The organism is Caulobacter sp. Root487D2Y (assembly GCF_001427165.1).
In the GTDB taxonomy this organism is placed as follows: domain Bacteria; phylum Pseudomonadota; class Alphaproteobacteria; order Caulobacterales; family Caulobacteraceae; genus Caulobacter.
On the sequence record NZ_LMFD01000001.1, the window covers coordinates 133,746 to 153,365 of the forward strand.

Annotated in this window: 18 protein-coding genes and 1 pseudogene; 4 read left to right on the forward strand and 15 right to left on the reverse strand. The window is 69.3% G+C overall.

All coding sequences use genetic code 11. The features are described 5' to 3' along the window. Positions 1–37 precede the first annotated feature (37 nt). From lnt to ASD38_RS00705, 12 genes are all read right to left on the reverse strand, one after another. A complete protein-coding gene (lnt, locus tag ASD38_RS00650) occupies positions 38–1,621 on the reverse strand; it encodes an apolipoprotein N-acyltransferase (protein WP_056456763.1) in 1,584 nt (527 codons plus the stop codon). Beyond that, complete coding sequence (locus tag ASD38_RS00655; RefSeq protein WP_056437032.1) at positions 1,618–2,538, reverse strand: hemolysin family protein; 921 nt, start codon at positions 2,536–2,538, stop codon at positions 1,618–1,620. Before ASD38_RS00655 ends, lnt begins: the two co-directional genes overlap by 4 nt. 12 nt (positions 2,539–2,550) lie before the next feature. Next, complete coding sequence (gene ybeY / locus ASD38_RS00660; protein WP_162250204.1) at positions 2,551–3,009, reverse strand: rRNA maturation RNase YbeY; 459 nt, start codon at positions 3,007–3,009, stop codon at positions 2,551–2,553. 32 nt (positions 3,010–3,041) lie between these two features. Continuing rightward, positions 3,042–3,986, reverse strand: coding sequence for a PhoH family protein (locus tag ASD38_RS00665; RefSeq protein ID WP_056437028.1), 945 nt, complete (start codon positions 3,984–3,986; stop codon positions 3,042–3,044). Continuing rightward, the gene (gene miaB, locus ASD38_RS00670) at positions 3,983–5,335 is read right to left on the reverse strand and encodes a tRNA (N6-isopentenyl adenosine(37)-C2)-methylthiotransferase MiaB (RefSeq protein WP_056437026.1); all 1,353 of its coding nucleotides are present in this window, start codon (positions 5,333–5,335) and stop codon (positions 3,983–3,985) included. Before miaB ends, ASD38_RS00665 begins: the two co-directional genes overlap by 4 nt. A gap of 177 nt (positions 5,336–5,512) precedes the next feature. After that, the gene (locus ASD38_RS00675; protein WP_056437023.1) at positions 5,513–5,920 is read right to left on the reverse strand and encodes a Fur family transcriptional regulator; all 408 of its coding nucleotides are present in this window, start codon (positions 5,918–5,920) and stop codon (positions 5,513–5,515) included. A 61-nt stretch (positions 5,921–5,981) separates the two neighbouring features. Beyond that, positions 5,982–6,434, reverse strand: coding sequence for a GNAT family N-acetyltransferase (locus ASD38_RS00680; protein WP_056437020.1), 453 nt, complete (start codon positions 6,432–6,434; stop codon positions 5,982–5,984). Continuing rightward, positions 6,431–7,072 (reverse strand): tRNA (adenosine(37)-N6)-threonylcarbamoyltransferase complex dimerization subunit type 1 TsaB, encoded by a 642-nt coding sequence (gene tsaB, locus ASD38_RS00685; RefSeq protein WP_056437124.1) that lies wholly within the window; start codon positions 7,070–7,072, stop codon positions 6,431–6,433. The genes ASD38_RS00680 and tsaB overlap by 4 nt, the downstream gene beginning before the upstream one ends. A gap of 11 nt (positions 7,073–7,083) precedes the next feature. Continuing rightward, entirely contained in the window at positions 7,084–7,740 is a 657-nt protein-coding gene (locus ASD38_RS00690) for a DUF1131 family protein (protein WP_056456766.1), read from the reverse strand. A 4-nt stretch (positions 7,741–7,744) separates the two neighbouring features. After that, on the reverse strand, positions 7,745–8,386 hold the full coding sequence (locus tag ASD38_RS00695; protein WP_056456769.1) for a DUF1131 family protein: 642 nt from the start codon (positions 8,384–8,386) through the stop codon (positions 7,745–7,747). Positions 8,387–8,563: 177 nt separating this feature from the next. Further along, complete coding sequence (locus ASD38_RS00700) at positions 8,564–9,151, reverse strand: malonic semialdehyde reductase (protein WP_056456771.1); 588 nt, start codon at positions 9,149–9,151, stop codon at positions 8,564–8,566. Positions 9,152–9,269: 118 nt separating this feature from the next. Next, complete coding sequence (locus ASD38_RS00705; protein ID WP_056437008.1) at positions 9,270–9,839, reverse strand: NifU family protein; 570 nt, start codon at positions 9,837–9,839, stop codon at positions 9,270–9,272. A 134-nt stretch (positions 9,840–9,973) separates the two neighbouring features. Here ASD38_RS00705 and ASD38_RS00710 point away from each other — a divergent pair, with 134 nt between their 5' ends. Both ASD38_RS00710 and ASD38_RS24390 read left to right on the forward strand, forming a co-directional pair. Further along, positions 9,974–11,254 (forward strand): cytochrome P450, encoded by a 1,281-nt coding sequence (locus ASD38_RS00710; protein ID WP_056437005.1) that lies wholly within the window; start codon positions 9,974–9,976, stop codon positions 11,252–11,254. A gap of 56 nt (positions 11,255–11,310) precedes the next feature. Next, a pseudogene (locus ASD38_RS24390) lies at positions 11,311–11,419 on the forward strand (hypothetical protein); the annotation flags it as partial. 4 nt (positions 11,420–11,423) lie between these two features. On the opposite strand, the gene trpS reads toward ASD38_RS24390, so the two are convergent. Together trpS and murJ are read right to left on the reverse strand one after the other, a co-directional pair. Then, complete coding sequence (gene trpS / locus ASD38_RS00715) at positions 11,424–12,458, reverse strand: tryptophan--tRNA ligase (RefSeq protein WP_056456774.1); 1,035 nt, start codon at positions 12,456–12,458, stop codon at positions 11,424–11,426. A 319-nt stretch (positions 12,459–12,777) separates the two neighbouring features. Then, on the reverse strand, positions 12,778–14,415 hold the full coding sequence (gene murJ / locus ASD38_RS00720; RefSeq protein ID WP_056456778.1) for a murein biosynthesis integral membrane protein MurJ: 1,638 nt from the start codon (positions 14,413–14,415) through the stop codon (positions 12,778–12,780). A 299-nt stretch (positions 14,416–14,714) separates the two neighbouring features. On the opposite strand from murJ, the gene ASD38_RS00725 reads away from it, so the two are divergent. Both ASD38_RS00725 and ASD38_RS23625 read left to right on the forward strand, forming a co-directional pair. Further along, entirely contained in the window at positions 14,715–15,170 is a 456-nt protein-coding gene (locus ASD38_RS00725; RefSeq protein ID WP_056456782.1) for a hypothetical protein, read from the forward strand. A 1,036-nt stretch (positions 15,171–16,206) separates the two neighbouring features. Beyond that, on the forward strand, positions 16,207–16,740 hold the full coding sequence (locus ASD38_RS23625) for a hypothetical protein (RefSeq protein ID WP_156390513.1): 534 nt from the start codon (positions 16,207–16,209) through the stop codon (positions 16,738–16,740). Between the two features lie 27 nt (positions 16,741–16,767). Here ASD38_RS23625 and ASD38_RS00735 read toward each other — a convergent pair whose 3' ends face one another. Beyond that, positions 16,768–19,593 carry a [protein-PII] uridylyltransferase gene (locus ASD38_RS00735; protein ID WP_056436994.1) on the reverse strand — a complete coding sequence of 942 codons (2,826 nt, stop codon included), beginning with the start codon at positions 19,591–19,593 and terminating at the stop codon, positions 16,768–16,770. Positions 19,594–19,620 lie beyond the last annotated feature (27 nt).

Below are 19,620 nucleotides of genomic sequence, written 5' to 3' on the forward strand. Positions count from 1 at the left end.
TGGGAGGAAGCCACGGGTATCTGGAAGCTTGTCTGTTTCAATTTACGACCTTTTCCAAGCGTCGACTTCCTGAAACGCGAATCGCGGCGGCAAATGAAACCAAAAGCAGCACCCCGAACGGCCAGTGCCCAAGCTTGGAGAACAAGGTCGGCGATCCAACATACGGTACATTACCGTCGATCACCCCTGATTCGCCAAGTTTCAAGCGCTCGCCGTGCAAAATTCTTCCCTGAGCGTCGATCAGGGCGGAAACGCCGGTCGGGGTCGCCCGGATGATCGGCGTTCCGGTTTCGATGGCGCGATAGCTGGCCAGGTTCAGGTGCTGCAACGGGCCGGAGGTGACTCCGAACCAGGCGTCGTTCGAGACATTGACGATGGCGCGCACGCCGGGAACCGGCTTGGCCAGGCGCGGGAACAGGCTTTCGTAGCAGATCAGCGGCTGGATCAGCAGGTCCGGAGCCACACGCAGCGGCGCGGGTTCGGGACCGGTGGCGAAGCCTTCGCCCAGATGGGCCATGCTCTTGACGCCCAGCTTGGTCATCAGGGCGTCGGCGGGCAGATATTCCCCGAACGGCACAAGTCGGTGCTTGTCGTAGATCCCGACCACCACGACGTCGTCGGCCGTGCGGCGCAGGGCGACCAGGCTGTTGTAATAGACCGGCTTGTCGGGCGTGCCCTCGTAGCGGTAGCCGCCGATCAGCATCAGCTGGCCGGGCTGGAGGGCGTCGACGATCGCCTGCCGCACCCAGCTGCCGGGGACCATGTAGTCGTTGATGGCCAGCGGCAGGGCGCCTTCGGGCCAGACCACGATGTCGGCGGGCTTGCCGGCGTAGGGCTTGGCGGTCAGCGAGACATAGGCCTGGACGATCTGGCCGAAGCGCTCGGCGTCCCACTTGGACTCCTGGGGAATGTCGGCCTGGACGATGCGGACCCTCGTCGGCGCGTGGACCTCGGTGTCGCGCGGCCGCGCGAGATGGGCGGCGCCGCCGGCGTAAAGGAGGGCCAGGCCGCCGACGGCCGCGCCGACCGCGATCCGTCCCCGCCTGCCGTCGCGCCACACGGCCGGCGCCGCCGCGATGGCCAGGGTGATCCAGGTCAGGCCGTAGGCGCCGACCAGGGCGGCGGCCTGGGAGGGCGCCGAGCCGGCCCGCCAGGTCTCGCCCGGCAGGTTCCAGGGAAAGCCGGTCAGGATGTGGCCGCGCGTCCATTCCAGCACCGCGAAGGCCCCGGCGAACACCAGCAGCCGCCGCACGCCGGCCGGACGGATCAGGCGGTAGAGCACCGCCGCCAGGCCCCAGAACAGCGCCATGCCCGCGGCCATGGCGGCCACCGCGAACGGGGCCATCCAGCCCTGGTTGGCGGCGTCGACCATGAAGGCCTCGGCGATCCACCATGTGCCCAGGGCGAAGTAGCTCAAGCCCATCAGCCAGCCGCGCAGGAAGGCCGAGCGCAGGGGGCGCGGTCCGTCGACGGCGTCCAGCAGCCACAGCAGCGCCGCGTAGCCCAGCAGGCCGGGCAGGATCCCGAACGGCGGATGGGCTAGGGCCGCGGCGAGGCCGGCGGCCAGGGCCAGTCCCCGCGCCCGCCACGGCGTCAGCTTCGGCAGGGCCGGCAGGTTCACGAAGCGGCCATCCGCCCGGGCGGTTCAGCCGCCTCCACGACGGCCGCCGGCCGCACCCGCACCCGGCGCACGCGGCGCGGATCGGCCTCGACGACCTCCAGGTCGAAGCCGGCGGGGTGGGCGATCACCTCGCCCCGCTGCGGCACGCGGCCCGCCAGGGCCACGACCAGGCCGGCGACGGTGTCGATGTCCTCTTCCATGTCCGGCGGGGCCAGGTCGCGGTCGAGGGCGGCTTCCAGATCCTCCAGCGGCGCGCGGGCGTCGACCTCGAACAGCCCGCCCGGGCGGGCGACGATGCTGGAGACCTGGGCGTCGTCGTGCTCGTCGTCGATCTCGCCGACCACCGCCTCGATCAGGTCCTCCATGGTCACCAGGCCGTCGGTGCCGCCGAACTCGTCGATGACCAGGGCCATGTGGATGCGGCTGGTGCGCATGCGCAGCAGCAGGTCGGCGGCCCGCATCGAGGCCGGCACGTACAGGGCCTCGCGCCGCAGCCGGTGCAGGATCTGGTCGCCGGAGGCCGGACGCTTCTGGTCGCTGGCCAGCAGGCGGAACACGTCCTTGACGTGGACCACGCCCACCGGGTCGTCCAGCGTCTCGCGATAGATCGGCATCCGCGAATGCTCGGCCTCGGTGAACTGGGCCACCACCGCCTCGAACGGCGCGCCCACCTCGACGGCGACGATGTCGGCGCGCGGGGTCATCACGTCGGCCACCCGCAGGCTCTGGAAGGCCTCGGCCTGGTCGACCATGTCGACCTCGTGGACCAGGGCGGAGTCAGCCGAGCGCGTGGCCTCGGACAGGCGCGGCGCCCCCCGGCCGGCCAGGTCCTTGCGCATCTTGCGAAAGAACGCCCGCACGCCCCGGCTCAGGCGAGCCGAACCGGCGGGCGAGGAACTCTGGTCGTCGCTGGGCATGCCCTGGCTTGGTTATCCCTTTGGGGACGGCGGGTCGGCGTAGGGGTCCGGAATGTCCAAGCCCGCGAGGATCTCGCGCTCGAACGCTTCCATGGCCTCGGCCTCGGCGTCGTCCTGATGGTCGTATCCTAAGAGATGAAGCACCCCGTGCGCCACCAGATGTTGCAAATGATGCGCAAGCGGCTTGCCCTGCTCGGCCGCTTCGCGCCGACAGACGCCAAAAGCCAGGGCGATGTCGCCGATCTGGCCCTCCGGATTTGGCGGCGAGGGGAAGGACAGGACGTTGGTCGCGTAGTCCTTCTGGCGGAAGTCGCGGTTCAGCGCCTGGACGCTGTCGTCGTCGGCCAGCAGGATGACGATGCCGTGGCCCTCGATGGCCTCGTGGGCGTCCAGCACCGCCTGGGCGGCGCGCCAGACCAGGGCCTCGACGTCTGGCTCGGCCTGGATCCAGGCCTCGTCCTCGATCTCGATGTCGACCGTGATCATTGGGAAGCGATGGCCATCTAGCGCGTCGTCGTCTGCAGGGCGTCGGCGTCGTAGGCCTTGACGATGCGCTCGACCAGCGGGTGGCGCACCACGTCGGCCGAGGTGAAGCGCGACACCGCCACGCCCTCGACGCCCTCCAGGATCGACACAGCGTGGGCCAGGCCGGAATCGCGGGGATTGAGCAGGTCGACCTGGGTCGGATCGCCGGTCACCACCATCCGCGCGCCCTCGCCCAGGCGGGTCAGGACCATCTTCATCTGCAGGCGCGAGCAGTTCTGGGCCTCGTCGACGATGACGAACGCATGAGCCAGGGTGCGGCCGCGCATGAAGGCGATCGGGGCGACCTCGATCTCCAGCTTCTCGCGACGGCGGCGCAGCTGGTCGGCGCCCATGATGTCGGTCAGGGCCTCCCAGACGGGGGCCATGTAGGGGTCGACCTTCTCGTTCAGGTCGCCCGGCAGGAAACCCAGCTTCTCGCCGGCCTCGACGGCGGGACGGGTGACGATCAGCCGATCGACCTCGCCGCGCAGCAGCATGCCCGCGCCGTGGGCCACGGCCAGGAAGGTCTTGCCGGTGCCCGCGGGACCCAGGCCAAAGCACAGCGGATGGCTGGTCATGGCCTCCATGTACTTGGCCTGGCCCTTGGTCTTGGGCGAGACCGAACCCTTGCGCACGGCGCGCGGCGAGGCCTGGCCCGACGCGCTGTGAGCCTCGCCCACGGCCACCCGGACGTCGGCCTCGACCACCTCGTCGTCGGCGTCGGCCCGGTGGGCCAGGGCCTGGATCGCCCGCTTGGCGCTGGAGCGCGCCTTGACGTCGCCGGTGATCGTCACCCCGCCGCCCGGGGTCTCGATCAGCACCTTGAAGGCGTCCTCGATCAGGGCGGCGTGACGGCCGTTCGGGCCGGAAACGGCGCGGACGGCGGTGTCGGACAGGGGCAGGAACTCGGGCGTACGGCTCAAACGGACTCCAGGATGACTTGGCTTTCGAGCACGCCGCCCAGGCTCATCTTGGCCGACGACTCGATGCGGACGGGAACGATCTGGCCCAGCAGGCTGTCGGGGCCCACCGCGTGCACCGCTTGCAGATAGGGACTGCGGCCGACGATTTGACCGGGGTTGCGACCTTTTTTCTCGAACAGCACCGGCATGACCTTGCCGACCTGCAGCGCGTTGAAGGCCTTCTGCTGTTCGTCGAGCAGGGCGTTCAGGCGATCCAGACGCTCGGCCTTGACCGTTTCGTCCACCTGGCCGGGCATGGCCGAGGCCGGCGTGCCGGGGCGGCGCGAGTATTTGAACGAGAAGGCCGAGGCGAAGCCGACCTCGCGGACCAGCTCCAGCGTCTTCTCGAAATCGCCGTCGCGCTCGCCGGGGAAGCCGACGATGAAATCGCCGCTCATGGCGATGTCGGGCCGGGCGGCGCGGATCTTCTCGATCAGCCGCACATAGCTTTCGGCCGTGTGGTCGCGGTTCATGGCCTTGAGGATCTTGTCCGACCCGGCCTGCACCGGCAGGTGCAGATAGGGCATCAGTTCGGGCAGCTCGCCGTGGGCCGCGATCAGGTCGTCGCCCATGTCGCGCGGGTGGCTGGTGGTGTAGCGGATGCGATCGAGGCCCGGGATCTTGGCCAGACGACGGACCAGCCTGGCCAGGGTGTAGCCGCCGCCGTCATAGGCGTTGACGTTCTGGCCCAGCAGGGTGACCTCGCGCACGCCCTGGTCGGCCAGGCGCTTGGCCTCGTCCTCGATGGCCTCGGGCGGCCGCGACCACTCCCCGCCCCGGGTGTAGGGCACCACGCAGAAGGTGCAGAACTTGTCGCAGCCCTCCTGCACGGTCAGGAACGCGGTGACGCCGTTGACCTGGCGCTCGGCCGGCAGGGCGTCGAACTTCTCGTCGGCGGCGAAGTCGGCGGAGAGGCGCTCGCCGGTCGCCCGATGGGCGCGGGCGATCAGCTCGGGCAGCTGGTGATAGGCCTGGGGCCCGACCACCAGGTCGACCGCCGGCTGGCGATGCATGATCTCCTTGCCCTCGGCCTGGGCCACGCAGCCGGCCACGGCGATGGTCATCTTGCCGCCGGCCTCGGCCTTGCGGTTCTTCATCTGCTTGATGTAGCCGAGCTCGGAATAGACCTTCTCGGTGGCCTTCTCGCGGATGTGGCAGGTGTTGAGCACCACCAGATCGGCCCCTTCGGGATCGTCGACCACGCCATAGCCCAGCGGACGCAGGACATCGGCCATGCGCTCGCTGTCATAGACGTTCATCTGACAGCCGTAGGTCTTGATATAGAGGCGCTTTTGCGGGGTCTCGCTCATGCGGCGAGGTTATGGGCGCGAGGGGGCGACCTTGCAAGGACGCGGGCGCCACACCCTTGCCCCCTCCGGGCCTTCGGCCCTCCTCCCCCATGGGGGGAAGAGGAGTCGCGTGGCGGTCCTCCGCCCCCTATGGGGGCGGACAGGCGGCGAAGCCGCCAGGTGGGGGCAAGTGGAGGATCACTCCTCGATCGGAACGCCGTAGAGCTCCAGCCGGTGATCCACCAGCTTGTAGCCCAGCTTGCGGGCGATGGCGTTCTGCAGGGCCTCGATCTCCTCGTCCACGAACTCGACGACCTTGCCGGTCTTCATGTCGATCAGGTGGTCGTGGTGATGGTCGGGGGTCTCTTCGTAGCGCGAGCGACCGTCGCGGAAGTCGTGCCGCTCGATGATGCCGCTCTCCTCGAACAGGCGAACCGTCCGATAGACCGTGGCGATCGAGATGTGCGGGTCCACGGCGTGGGCGCGGCGGTGCAGCTCCTCGACGTCCGGGTGGTCGGTGGCCGCCGACAGCACGCGGGCGATGACCCGACGCTGGTCGGTCATGCGCATGCCCTTTTCGATGCAGAGCTTTTCGAGGCGGTCCACGGCGGCGTCTCCGGAAAGATGAATCCAAGCGAGATTCGCGGGCAAGATAGGGGCTTGGGCGCTAGCTGTTAAGCGTCCGACGCATCACCACCGCGTCCTTGGCCCCATCGGGATGGGGATAATAGCCCTTTCTCAGGCCGACGCGTCCGAAACCGGCGGCCTCGTAGAGCTTGATCGCCGCGACATTGTCGGCCGCGACCTCCAGGAACATCTCCAAGGCGCCGGCCTCCCGGGCGATCCCGGCCGCCATCTCGACCAGGGCCGCGCCCCAGCCACGGCGACGGGCGGCCGGATCGACGGCCACGGTCAGGATCTCGGCCTCGCCGGCGACGGCGCGGCACAGGATGAAGCCCTTGGCGTCTTCCGGATCCCCCGCCTCGCCCAGCACCGCGAAGGCGCCGGGGCCCTTGAGCAGGGTCTCGAGCTCTTCCGCCGACCAAGGCCGGTCGAAGGCCCGGTCGTGCAGGTCGGCCAGGGTGAAGCAGGCTTCCAGCCCGACGGGACGCAGGATCATGCGGCGGGCGCCACGGCGTAGGGGGCGCGCAGATAGAGCGGCCGGGGCGAATGGGTGGGGGCCGGTTTGGCGGCGGCCAGGCGGGCGACGGCGACCGGATCGGCGTAGGCCGGGGTCAGCACGGCCGCATGGGGCAGGACGTCGGCGATCAAGGGCGCCCCCGAGCCGACCAGCGTGGCCGAGCCGCCCGAATAGAGCTCGGCCAGGCGCGCGGCGGCGACCCCGACCTCCAGGGCGTCCGGAGCCATCAGCGCCTTTCCGCCGTCGAAGACCTGCAGATAGACCTGGCCCATCTTGGCGTCGAGCACCCCGGCGACCAGGCCGGCCGCGTCGGTCGAAGCGGCCAGGGCCTCCAGCGTGTTGACCCCGACGCAGGGGATCGACAGGGCCGTGGCCAGGCCCTTGGCGAACGAAAGCCCCACGCGCAGGCCGGTGAATGAGCCCGGACCGACGGTGACGGCGATGCGGGTCAGGTCGGTGAACTTTACCCCGGCCTCGGCCATGACCTCGCGGGCCAGGACGGCGATGCGCTCCTGGTGGCCGCGGGTCATCGGCTCGCTGCGGGCGGCGCGGACGACGTCGCCGTCCAGCACCGCGACCGAGCTGGCGGCCAGGCAGGTGTCGATGGCCAAAATCAAGGAAGAGGGGATCATTGGACCGGCGCCCCGCCGCGCCACAGGAACTCGCGCAGGACCGCCTTGTCGCGCAGCACCGCCTCGGGCGGCATCGCGTCCTGGGTCCAGCCGGGGACGGCGAACACGTAGCGCAGCACCGGCTCGCCGGGCTGGGTGCAGATCACGGCGTGAGCGTCGCGGTCCTTGCCCATCCAGCAGCGCGGATAGTCCATGTCGGCGTTCGCCCACTTCATGCCCAAGATCTCGCCGCGCGGACCTTCCGGCTTTCCGCCGCTGATCCGGATGTCGCCGACCGTGGCCGTACCGGGATTGCCATGGATCTCGATCACGCCGCCGTCTTGTTCGACCGTGATTCCCATCAGGGTCGATTTCGAGCCGTCTTCCCGCATGAACACACCCTCGACCTTCGCCTTTGGGAAGCGCGGCTTGATCGCCTCCATCGAGAATTCGGTCTGGGCCATTAGCGGGCCGACCGAGAACTCGTCCAGGGCCAGCGGGCCGCCTTCATAGGGCGTAAAACGATCGACGGCGCCGGACGCGTCCTGGCGGGTCACCACGGCGGGGGCCGGCGCCCCGGCGGGCGGCGCGGTCTTGGAAGCGCCGGGCTTGTCGGCCGGACCGCAGGCGGCCAGGGCCAGCAGCGGCGCGGCGAGGAGGAGGTGTCGGACCATCGGATCAGGCCGCGCCGACGGCGGCTTTCTCGGCCGGCCGCCAGACGAATTCGTTCAGCTGGCCCTTGGCCTTCAGCACCTCGACCGGCGGCAGGCCGCCCCTCGTCCAGCCCGGCACGCCGAACACATAGGACACGGTCGGGGCCTCGGGACGCACGCAGACGGTCTGGTTGACCGTGCGGCCCTCGCCGGCCCGGCACTGGGCGATGTCGAAGCCGAGGTCGGTCCATTTCGCCAGCAGGGCTTCGCCCTTGGGGCCCTCGACGGGCCCGCCGGCCAGGCGGATCTCGCCGATGCCGCCCTCGGCGTCCTTGCCGATCTCCAGCAGCGGGACGTTGTCCTGCTCGACGGTGAGGATCGGTCCGGGCGGGCCCTCGCCGGTGTGGATGAAGGCGCTCTTGACCACCGCCTTGGGGAACAGGGCCTTGATCGTCGCCGCGTCGAAGGCCGTCTCGCCGGTGATCGGACCCACCCCGTCGGCGCGGACAGGCAACGGCCCGCCGACATAGGGCGTGACCGCGATCGTGACCGGTCCGGATTTCGGCGTTTCGACGGCCGACGGGGCGGCGGTGTCGGCTTGCTTGGCGGGGCCGCAGGCGGCGAGCAGCAGCAGCGGGGCGGCGATCAGGGCGAGGCGCGGGGTCATGGGGCGCCTTTTAGCATCTTTCATCCAGGCGGCGAGACGCCCCCTCCGTCGCGATGCGTATTCGCATCGCGCCACCTCCCCCGCTTCGCGGGTGAGGAGGAAACGGATCAGCCTCTCCTCCCCCGTGAAACGGGGGAGGTGGCGGGCGAAGCCCGACGGAGGGGGCGTCGCGGTCGATCAGATGATCTTCGCGGCTTCCTCGAAGTCCAGGCGCGGATTGCGCGGGAACAGGTTCTCCTCGGTGCCGTAGCCGATCGAGACGATGAAGTTGGACTTGATGTTGGTGTCGGCGAAGAATTCCTTGTCGACGGCGGCGTTGTCGAAGCCCGACATCGGACCGGCGTCCAGGCCCAAGGCCCGCACGGCCATGATGAAATAGCCGCCCTGCAGCGAGCTGTTGCGCAGCGCGCCCCACTCCTTGGCCACGGCGTCGCCGAACCAGTGCTTGGCGCCCGGGGCGTTGGGGAACAGGCGGTCCAGGGTCTCGGGGAAGTCCAGGTCGTAGCCGACGATCACCGTCACCGGGGCCTTGAGGATCTTCGGGCCGTTCGAGCCCGACGACAGGGCCGCCAGCCGGGCCTTGGCCTCGGGGCTTTGCACGAACACGAACCGGGCCGGCGTGGTGTTGGCCGCGGTCGGGCCGAACTTCACCAGGTCGTAGAGCTCGCGCAGAACCGCTTCCGGGATGGGCTGGTCGCTCCAGCCGTTGCGGGTGCGGGCCTTCGTGAACAGTTGGTCGAGAGTCGTGTCGGCGAGCTTGGCCATCAGCGATCCTTGTAAGCGATATAATTGCAACTTATACAGTTACGATAAGGACGCTCAGCGGCGCTGGCAAGGCGCCCGAGGCGCATTCCCTCGCGCTCGCGCGCACGATGAAGGCGCCCTAGAGGGTCTGCTCGACCCGGGTCACTTCCGGCACATAGTGCTTGAGCATGTTCTCGACGCCCGCCTTCAGCGTGGCCGACGAGGAGGGGCAGCCCGAGCAGGCGCCGCGCATGTGCAGCCAGACCACGCCGGTGGCCGGCTCGAACTTGGAGAACACGATGTCGCCGCCGTCCTGGGCCACGGCCGGGCGGATGCGGGTGTCGAGCAGGTCCTTGATCTCGGCGACGATCTGCGAGGTTTCCTCGTCGTAGACGCCGTCCTCGTCGTGGCCGCTCTCGATCTGGTCCAGCAGCAAGGGGCGGCCGCTGGTGAAGTGGTCCATGATGGCGGCCAGGATCGGCGCCTTCAGGTGCGGCCATTCGGCGCCCTCGGCCTTGGTCACCGTCAAGAAGTCCGGGCCGAAGAACACGCGGTTGACGTCGCCCAGGCGGAACAGGGCCTCGGCCAGCGGCGAGGCGTCGCCCTCCTCGGCCGTCTTGAACTCCCGCGCGCCTTCCCCCAGCACTTCGCGGCCGGGCAGGAACTTCAGGACCTCGGGATTGGGCGTGGTTTCGGTCTGGATGAACATGCCGGAGAAATGGACCCGGGAAGCCGCCAGGACAAGTGCCAGGCTGCCGCTTGCGTCATCGTGACAAACGAACCGCGTTATGTCTCCATGATCAAAACAAACGTTTCACACCCAAGTTTTCAGGGGAGGTCGCCATGAGCGACGGAGCCATCGATCTTTCCGGCGACGCCCAGAAGGAGGCCGCGCGGGCCAAGGCCTACGCCATGCCGCTGGAGCAGATCGACGTCGCCGATCCCGCCCTGTTCCAGGCCGACGCCCACTGGCCCTATTTCGAGCGGCTGCGGGCCGAGGACCCGGTGCACTACTGCGCCGACAGCGAACACGGGCCCTATTGGTCGGTCACCCGCTACAACGACATCATGACCGTCGACACCACCCACCAGGTGTTCTCGTCGGACTCGAGCTTCGGCGGCATCACGATCCGCAACTTCGACGAGGACTTCGTCCTGCCGATGTTCATCGCCATGGATCCGCCCAAGCACGACATCCAGCGCAAGACCGTCAGCCCGATCGTCTCGCCGGTGAACCTGGCGATGCTGGAGGGCACGATCCGCGAACGGGTAGGGGGCATCCTCGACGGCCTGCCGATCGGCGAGACCTTCGACTGGGTCGACAAGGTGTCGATCGAGCTGACCACCCAGATGCTGGCCACCCTGTTCGACTTCCCCTGGGAGGAGCGCCGCAAGCTGACCCGCTGGTCCGACGTCTCGACCGCCGTGCCGGGCGCCGGCGTCGTCGACACCGAGGAGCAGCGCCGGGCCGAGCTGATGGAGTGCCTGGCCTATTTCACCGAGCTGTGGAACCAGCGCGTCAACTCGACCGAGCCCGGCAACGACCTGATCTCGATGCTGGCCCACGGCGAGGCGACGCGGAACATGCCGCCGATGGAGTATCTGGGAAACATCATCCTGCTGATCGTCGGCGGCAACGACACGACCCGCAACTCGATCACCGGCGGCCTGCTGGCCCTCTCCCAGAACCCCGACCAGGAAGCCAAGCTGCGGGCCGACCCGTCGCTGATCCCCAACATGGTCTCGGAGATCATCCGCTGGCAGACCCCGCTGGCCTATATGCGCCGCACGGCCATCGAGGACTTCGAGCTGTCGGGCAAGACCATCCGGAAGGGCGACAAGGTGGTGATGTGGTACGTCTCGGGCAACCGCGACGACACGGTCATCGACAACCCCAACGCCTTCCTGATCGACCGTCCCAACGCCCGCCGCCACCTGTCGTTCGGCTTCGGCATCCACCGCTGCGTCGGCAACCGCCTGGCCGAGCTGCAGCTGAAGATCATCTGGGAGGAGATCCTCAAGCGCTTCCCGAAGATCGAGGTGATGGGCGAGCCCAAGCGGGTCTATTCCAGCTTCGTGAAGGGCTATGAGAGCCTGCCGGTGCGGATTCCGTCGCGGCTCTAAACACCTTCTCCCGGAGGGGAGAAGGAGGGGCCCGCGCCGTCCGGCGTGGGAGGATGAGGGGTGACGCCGCCAGCCGGCGTGCCGGCACGCCGTCGAACGTCCCTAACCCCTCACCCTCCCACCGCTACGCGGCGGGCCCCTCCCTCTCCCTTTGGGAGAGGGTTCAAGGCTAAGCCCCCCAGAACCCGACCAGCTTCTTCACCTCGGCCACCGTCGGGGCGGCGACGTCGGACGCCCGTTCCGCGCCGGCCTTCAGGATGCGGTCGATCTCGGTCGGGTCGGCCAAGAACCGGCGCATCGTCTCGCCGACCGGGGCCAGCTTGTCGACCGCCAGGTCGGCCAGGGCCGGCTTGAAGGTCCCAAAGCCCTTGCCGGCGTACTCGGCCAGCACCTCGGCCTTGGTCCGGCCCGACAGCGCCGCGAAGATGCCGACCAGGTTGTCGGCTTCGGGGCGGGCGGTCAGTTCCTCCAGGGTCTCGGGCAGAGGCTCCGGGTCGGTGCGGGCCTTGCGGACCTTGGCGGCGATGTCGTCGGCCGTGTCGGTCAGGTTGATGCGGCTGTAGTCCGACGGATCGGACTTGCTCATCTTGGCCGAGCCGTCGCGCAGGGACATGATCCGCGCCCCAGGACCCTGGATCAGCGGCTCGGGCTGCGGGAAGAAGGCGGGAACCCCGAAGTCGTGGTTGAACTTGCCGGCGATGTCGCGGGTCAGTTCCAAGTGCTGCTTCTGGTCCTCGCCGACCGGCACGTGGGTGGCCTTGTAGACCAGGATGTCGGCGGCCTGCAGCACCGGATAGGTGTAGAGGCCGACGCTGGAGCGCTCCTTGTGCTTGCCGCTCTTCTCCTTGAACTGGGTCATGCGGTCCAGCCAGCCCAGGCGGGCCACGCACTGGAAGATCCAGGCCAGTTCGGAATGCTCGCGCACCGCCGACTGCGGGAAGATCGTCGCCTTCGTCGGATCCAGGCCGGCGGCCAGGTAGGCGGCGGCGATCTCGCGGGTCTGCTGGGCCAGGGCGGCCGGGTCCTGCCAGACGGTGATGGCGTGCAGGTCGGCCACGAAGATGAAGGTGTCCATCTCGTGCTGCAGCTTAGCGAACTTCACCAGGGCGCCGAGATAGTTGCCCAGGTGCAGGGCGCCGGACGGCTGGACGCCGGAGAGCACGCGGGTCGGGCCCGTGTAGGCGACAGGGGTGTGGTCGGTCATGGCTTCAGCCTTGGTACTTGAAAGCGGTATGGCGAACGCGCAACTGCGCGGTCCGCGCCGGAAGCGCGGCGGAACGGATCAGAAGAAGCGGCGCCATCGCGGCGCGGAAGAACCGATCGAAGCCATGGCTGTTCGTTACCGGGCCGGGGCTGAGAGGGCAAGGCGCCAGGTTCCGTGGATAGTCGCGTTCTTGGTCCGAAAACCTCGTCCTTCGACAAGCTCAGGATGAGGTTTCCTACTGCGCCGGCGCTGAAAATAGCCCTCATCCTGAGCTTGTCGAAGGACGAGGGCGGCTCTGCGGCGGCAAATGCCAGGCCCCCTACCCCCTGCCCCGCTTGAGCACGCCCTTCAGCTCGGCCGGCGTCACCCCGCCGAACAGGAAGACCAGCGGCGGATACAGCGCCCCGCCGACCAGCACGGTCAGCAGCAGGGCCGCTTCCTTGGCCCCCAGGGTGTGGCCGCGCAGGCCCAGCTCGCGCAGCGGCGCCTCGATCAGCGTCCGCCAGTGCGAGGCCGCCGCCAGGGCGCCGCCCATGGCCACGCTGGCCGCCAGGATCCGCGCCACCCGCGACCAGGTGGCCAGGGACGGGCTGTAGTGGTTCTTGCGCGACAGGCCGAAGGCCATCTGGCCGACATTGATCCACGAGGCGACGGCGGTGGCGGCGGCGATGCCCTTCACCCCGACCAGGTTGAACAGCAGAATGCCCAGGCCGATGTTCATCGCCACCGAGATCAGGGCGAAGCGCATCGGGCTCCTGGTGTCGCCCCGCGCGAAGAAGGCCCGCGAATACAGCTGCTGCAGCACGAAGGCGGGCGTGCCCAGCCCGTAGAAGAACAGGGCCGAGGCCGTCTGGCTGGCGTCGAAGGTGGTGAACTGGCCCCGGGTGTAGAGGGCGTCCGACAGGAAGCCCGGCATCGAGACCAGGGCCGCGGCGGCGGGGATGGTCAGGGCCATGGCCAGGGTGATGGCCTGGTCCATGGCGGTCTGGGCGTCGTGGCCGTCGCCGGTGTTGACCGCCCGCGACAGGCGCGGCAGCAGGGCCACCCCGATCGCCACGCCCACCAGGCCCAGCGGCAGCTGGTACAGGCGGTCGGCCGTGGCCAGCCAGGTGCGGCCGCCGGGCACGTTGCTGGCCAGGTTGCCGGAGATGAAGATGTTGACCTGGGTGGCGCTGGCCGCCAGGGCCCCGGGGATGGCCTTGCCGATCAGGGCCTTCACCTCGGGCGTCAGGCGCGGCAGCCGCCAGTGGACCTTGGCCCCGGACTTGTTGACCCCCCAGGTCAGCAGGGCCGCCTGGGCGACGCCGGCCACGATCACCCCCACCGAACCCCAGGTCGCGGCCGAGACGGCGGTGGTCTGGGGCAGGATGAAGACCAGGGTGGCGATGTTCAGCAGGACCGGCGCCCCGGCCGACAGCACGAAACGGTCGCGGGCGTTCAGCACCCCCGACAGGTGGGCGACGATGGCCATGCACGGCAGGTAGGGCATGGTGATCTGGGTCAGCAGCACCGCCAGCTTGTACTTCTCGGTGCCCCAGCCGAAACCCGGGCTGATCAGCATCATCAGCCAGGGCATGGCCAACTGGCAGATCACGGTGATGATGATCGTCGAGGCCGCCAGGGTGGCCATGGCGTCGGCGGCCAGGATGTCGGCCGTCTCCTCGCCGTCGGTCTGCAGCGACTTGGCGTAGGCCGGCACGAAGGCCGCGGCGAAGGCGCCCTCGGCGAAGAACCGGCGAAACAGGTTCGGGAAGGCCAGGGCCGCGTTGTAGGCGTCGGCGGCCGGGGTGGCGCTGGCCCCCATCCGGTACGAGACCGCCAGGTCGCGCGCGAAGCCCATGAACCGGCTGACCAGGGTCAGGCTGGAATAGATCATCGACGACTTGAGCAGCCCGCCGGCCTTCTTGGCGGGGGCCGGGTCGGTCGGAGCTTGTTCGGGGGGCGCGATGTCGGTCACGCATGGCTTCTGGGGGCTGGGCGAGAGGCCGTCAAGCGAGGGTTTGGGGATTTCCGGAGGGTTTCCAGTGCACCGCCTCCTTGCCCCCTACGGACCGCTTCGCGGTCGTCTTCCCCCACAGGGGGAAGAGGGACTGTGCGCGCGCCCTCCGCCCCCTGTGGGGGCGGACAGACCGCGAAGCGGTCAGGTGGGGGCAAGTGTTCGCCGACGCGACGTCGCCGGACCTCCCGCCGGCGCCCTGGCGCGCCGCCCACGGCGCCGCTAGGCTTGACCTTCCCGAACCCTGGAACCGGACTTCCATGCCCATGGCGAACAGGATCTTCGGTCGCGGCCAGATGCTCGGCGCGGCGTTCGTCGTGCTGCTGGGGCTGGCGGCCTTCACTCACATCTATGTCACGCAGAGACAGGGCGACGACGCCGAGGCGGCGGCCTGGAGTCTCGACGGACCGCCCTGCCCGACCGTCGACGCGGCGACCTACGTGGCCGCTCCCGGCGTGGCCAAGGTCACCACCTTCGAGGACGCCAGCTTCGAATACCGGGTCGGCCACATGATGTGCGTCCATCGGCCCGACGCGAAAGGCTGGGGCGAGCATCCGGTCTGCCAGTTCACCGGACCGGTCCTGCTGGCCGTCAAGACGCCCGGAACCCAGGCCTATTTCGCGCCGCCCCTGATGAGCGCCGTCCGGGTGGGGGTGGTCGACGGCAAGGCCCGCTGCGTCCTGATCCCGCCGTTCCAGATGAGCGATCGGCGGTAGGGGGACGCTCACGCACTTGCCCCCACCGGACCGCTTCGCGGTCTGTCCGCCCCCATGGGGGGCGGAGGACGCGCGCGCGGCGGCGGCGGCGGCGGAACCTCTTCCCCCTGTGGGGGAAGACGACCGCGAAGCGGTCCGTAGGGGGCAAGTGTTAGCGGGCACGGCTTTTCGGTCTCACGCGGAAACCCGCTGAGCTAGTGGGGAGGGTGCGAAGCGCCCGGGCCTCGCCCGGAGCAGCTTTGATGTGTGTACCGTTTCGACGAAGTCAGGCGCTTCGCGCGGCCGTTATCCGGAAGCCTTCGGATCGCGGATTCTTAACCCGCTCCGATGGAGGCCCCCGACGGGCGGGACGTTGGCGCGTCCTGGACCGCCTGGGCGATTTCAGCCCAGGCCTGCCGCGTCCGTCGATCCCCCGCCGCCTGGGCTTCGTCCTGTGTTGCAAGGAACCTGCCCAGGACCGTCGCGAAGGCTGTCACTGAAGACCACCGACAAGCGCTTCCCGTTCGACCACCCCCGAAAGCCGCAGCGGTCGCCGTACGTGCGCCCTCCCCGTGCCCTCAGGTGGGATCATTATGCGGGTGGTCAAAAGGGGTGAGGACCAAATCGGGTCGAGAAAGTTCAGGGCGTTGAAATCGCTGGACTTCGTTCGCTATCCGCTGAGCGCAAACCCTTCCCTCCCCCCTGCGGGGAGGGTGGCCCTGGCAGCGCCAGGGTCGGGTGGGGGGCTGCTGAGTCAGCAGCACAAGCCCCGCGTCCAACACCCTGCACCGATCCCCCACCCGTCGGCTTCGCCGCCACCCTCCCCGCAAGGGGAGGGACTGGGCGTTTGCCGGAAACACTCCTGACGTCATCGCCAGCGGCGAGGCCGCGCCTTGAAACCTTGATGGCGAGCCTGCTCTGGCGTCTGGCCGTGTCAAGGACGCGTCGCGGCGGCGCGACGCGCCGTCCTTGACACGGCCAGACGCCAGAGCTCCGATCCACCAAGGCTTTAAGGCGTGGCCCCATCCGGGGCGGATGGGGAGCTACTCAGAACCACATGGATGAGGTCAAGCAGGAATGGAAGGACGAGCTTGAAGCAATCGCTCTGCATCGCGGCTGGATTGTAAACAGCTATGCACAGGTCGAATTTCTTCTCGGGCATCTAACAGTCGCCGCACAGCGGGTGCCCGAATACCGCAAGGAGGGTTGGCGAATTCAACGCAACTTAGAACGCCGAGCAAGCGAAGTCCGCGATATGTTGAAGCATGGCCCCTTCAATCCCTATGCATCCAAGATCGGCCCTCTCATCGAAGAGTTTTGTGATCCGGCACTGGCAGCCACCCGCCATCTGTTGGTCCACGGATTTTGCGAGTTCCACTTCACCCTCGCGGGCGACATGGCAGTTCAATTTCGGCGCTTTGTTCCTGGGACCAAGACCACCCCAGACAAGATCGAAAAGCGCTATTTCCGACGGTCCGAACTCGCAGCCGAACGCGAACGCCTAGTTCAATCCGCTCAGGCGTTTGTCGATGCGGTCAGCGCCTTGTGCCTCGATCTCGGGTTTGGCGACCAAATGGATCCGAGCACTTAGCCTAGAGCCGACGGAGGCCCGCCCCAACTACCGCGCCACGCTGGCCCGCGCCCGCTTGAGCCCCGGCCGCGTGTTCGGCGCCCCGGCCTCGTTCTGCTCCAGCGCCGCCAGCAGGTCGGCCTTCAACGCCGTGACCTTCTTGGCGTCGGCCACCTTCCCGCCCTCGGACGTCTGGACGTAGAAGGCGTCGACCGCCCGCTCGCCGTAGCCGTCGATGTGGGCCGACTGGATGGACAGGCCGTTGTCGGCCAGGGTGCGGGCCAGGGCCTGCAGCAGGCCGGGACGGTCGCGGCCCGAGGCCTCGACCACGGTGGCCTCGTTGGACGCCTCGTTGTCGATGACCACGGTCGGGGCGATCGAAAAGGCCGCCGTGCGCGACGGCTCGCCGCCGCGGCGCGGCTCCAGGGTCAGGGGCTCGCCGCGGCCGGCCGCCTCCAGGGCGTCGGCCAGGCGGCGCAGGGCGCGGGGGTTCTCGCAGCCCAGGGCCGCGCCGGTCACGTCCTGCACATGGAACACGTCCAGGGCCTGGCCCTGGCGCGAGGTGAAGACCCGGGCCCCCACGACGTTGCCGCCCAGCGAGGAGATGGCCAGGGCCAGATCCGCGAACAGGCCGCGACGGTCCTTGGCGGCGATGACGATCTCGGCGGCGTTGGCGCCGACCGGCACCCGGCCCTCGGCGGCCGCCCCGCCCTGGATCGCCGCGCGGCGGGCCAGCTCGGCGTGGGCCTTCAGGTCGTCCTGCGAGAAGGCCCCGAAATAGGCGGCCTCCATCGCCTGGGCCCAGCCCTTGGCGGCGGGGTCGGCCGCGACCAGGGCCTCGCGCGCGGCCTCGGCGGCGGCCTCCTGGTGGCGCTGGACGCTGGCGGCGGCGTCGCTGCCGCGCCCGCCCCGGAACACCGCCTCGGTGGCGTTGTAGAGCTCGCGCAGCAGCTGGCCCTTCCAGCCGTTCCAGACGCCGGGGCCGACGGCCCGGATGTCGGCCACGGTGATCACCAGCAGCAGGCGCAGGCGCTCGGGGTTCTCGACGATGCGGGCGAAGGCGGCCACCGTGCCCGGATCGGCCACGTCGCGCTTCTGGGCGAAGTCGCTCATCACCAGATGGTTCTCGACCAGCCAGGCGACCAGCTCGACCTTGACACGGTCGACGCCCAGCCGCTCGCAGGCGCTGCGGGCGCTGCGGGCCCCGGCCTTCTCCTGGCCGCCGACCCCGCCCTTGCCGGTGTCGTGCAGCAGCATGGCCAGGAACAGGGCCTCGCGGTCCTCGATCAGCGGCATGATGGAGACCGCCAGCGGGTGGTCCTCGACCAGCCGGCCGGCGGCCATGTCGCCGATGACGCCCACGGCCCGCAGGGTGTGCTCGTCCACCGTGTAGGAGTGGTACATGTTGAACTGCATCTGGGCGACGACGCGCCCGAACTCGGGGATGAAGCGGCCCAGCACCCCCGCGTCGTTCATCAGGGTCAGGGTGCGGTAGCTGCGCTTGCCGTAGGCCAGCAGCTGCAGGAACGCCTCGGTCGCCCGCGGGTCGCGGCGGACCTTCGAGGTGATCAGGTTCAGGGTGCGGGTCACCGTCGTGAAGGCGTCGGGATGCAGGTCGAGATCCCGCTCGTCGGCGGTCTTGAACAGGCGGATCAGGTTGACCGGGTCGCGCTCGAACACGTCCGGGCCGTCGATGTTCAGCCGGCCGCCGTCCTCGTAGAACCCGGCCACGTCCAGGGCCTTGCGCTTGGGCCGGCCGCCGCCGGGCAGGAAGCGCGAGATGCCCTTGGGCTCGTGCTTGAAGTGCTCGGCCTCCAGCTTGGCCGAGAAGGCGCGGGTCAGGGCCCCGACCTCCTTGGCCACCAGGAAGTAGCGGCGCATGAAGCGCTCGACGGCCGGAGCGTCGCCGCGGTCGCCATAGCCCATGCGGCGGGCGATCTCGGGCTGCAGGTCGAAGGTCAGGCGCTCCTCGGGGCGGCCGGTGGCGAAGTGCAGGTGGGCGCGCACGGCGTGCAGGAAATCGAAGGCGCGGATGAAGCCCTTCGCCTCGCGGCGGTCGAACACCTCCAGCAGGAAGACGTCCTCGGGCCGATCGACCGGGTGCAGATATTCGGCGATCCACATCAGGGTGTGCAGGTCGCGCAGGCCGCCCTTGCCCTCCTTGACGTTGGGCTCGACCATGTAGCGGCTGGCCCCGGCCCGGGCCTGGCGATCGTCGCGCTCCTTGAGCTTGGCGGCGACGAAGGCCGCGCCGGTGCCCTTCATGACGTCGTCGCGGAACCGCTTCTTCAGCTCCTCGCCCAGGCGCTCGTCGCCGGTCAGGCGGCGGGCCTCCAGGATCGAGGTGCGGATCGTGTAGTCTTCCTTGGAGAGCCGCACGCACTCCTCGATGGTCCGCGAGGCGTGGCCGACCTTGAAGCCCAGGTCCCACAGCGCATACAGCATGAACTCGATCACGCTCTCGGCGTGCGGCGTCTGCTTGTAGGGCCGCAGGAACAGCAGATCGATGTCCGAGAACGGCGCCAGGGTGCGCCGGCCGTAGCCGCCGACGGCCAGCAGGCACAGGCGCTCGCCCTCGGTCGGGTTGCGGGCCCGGAACACGTGGACGGTGGTGAAGTCGTAGAGGGCGGTGATCACCTCGTCGGTGACCCCGCTGAGCAGCCGCGCCGTCTCCAGGCCGCCGGCCCCGTTCTCGAGCCGCTCCTTGGCGATCATCCGGCCGCGAAACAGCGCCTGCTTCAGGATCTCGATGGCGCGGGCGCGCTGGCCGGCCTCGTCGCCGATCAGGTCGAGGGCGGCGGCCGACAGGCGCGCCCGCAGGGCGTGGCCGTCGACGACGTGTTCCAGGGGCGTGGGGCGAAGGCGACGGGGCATGGCGATTATATGGTGTTCCCAGGGCGC

What these genes read in the sequence shown, in the direction of transcription:
- ASD38_RS00690 (WP_056456766.1), bottom strand. Translation starts at nt 7,740, where the DNA reads ATGGTCCGACACCTCCTCCTCGCCGCGCCGCTGCTGGCCCTGGCCGCC.
- miaB (WP_056437026.1), bottom strand. Translation starts at nt 5,335, where the DNA reads ATGAGCGAGACCCCGCAAAAGCGCCTCTATATCAAGACCTACGGCTGT.
- trpS (WP_056456774.1), bottom strand. Translation starts at nt 12,458, where the DNA reads ATGACCGACCACACCCCTGTCGCCTACACGGGCCCGACCCGCGTGCTC.
- ASD38_RS00710 (WP_056437005.1), top strand. Translation starts at nt 9,974, where the DNA reads ATGAGCGACGGAGCCATCGATCTTTCCGGCGACGCCCAGAAGGAGGCC.
- ASD38_RS00655 (WP_056437032.1), bottom strand. Translation starts at nt 2,538, where the DNA reads ATGCCCAGCGACGACCAGAGTTCCTCGCCCGCCGGTTCGGCTCGCCTG.
- ASD38_RS00695 (WP_056456769.1), bottom strand. Translation starts at nt 8,386, where the DNA reads ATGACCCCGCGCCTCGCCCTGATCGCCGCCCCGCTGCTGCTGCTCGCC.
- ASD38_RS00680 (WP_056437020.1), bottom strand. Translation starts at nt 6,434, where the DNA reads ATGATCCTGCGTCCCGTCGGGCTGGAAGCCTGCTTCACCCTGGCCGAC.
- ASD38_RS00725 (WP_056456782.1), top strand. Translation starts at nt 14,715, where the DNA reads ATGCCCATGGCGAACAGGATCTTCGGTCGCGGCCAGATGCTCGGCGCG.
- ASD38_RS00735 (WP_056436994.1), bottom strand. Translation starts at nt 19,593, where the DNA reads ATGCCCCGTCGCCTTCGCCCCACGCCCCTGGAACACGTCGTCGACGGC.
- ASD38_RS23625 (WP_156390513.1), top strand. Translation starts at nt 16,207, where the DNA reads ATGGATGAGGTCAAGCAGGAATGGAAGGACGAGCTTGAAGCAATCGCT.
- ASD38_RS00705 (WP_056437008.1), bottom strand. Translation starts at nt 9,839, where the DNA reads ATGTTCATCCAGACCGAAACCACGCCCAATCCCGAGGTCCTGAAGTTC.
- ASD38_RS00700 (WP_056456771.1), bottom strand. Translation starts at nt 9,151, where the DNA reads ATGGCCAAGCTCGCCGACACGACTCTCGACCAACTGTTCACGAAGGCC.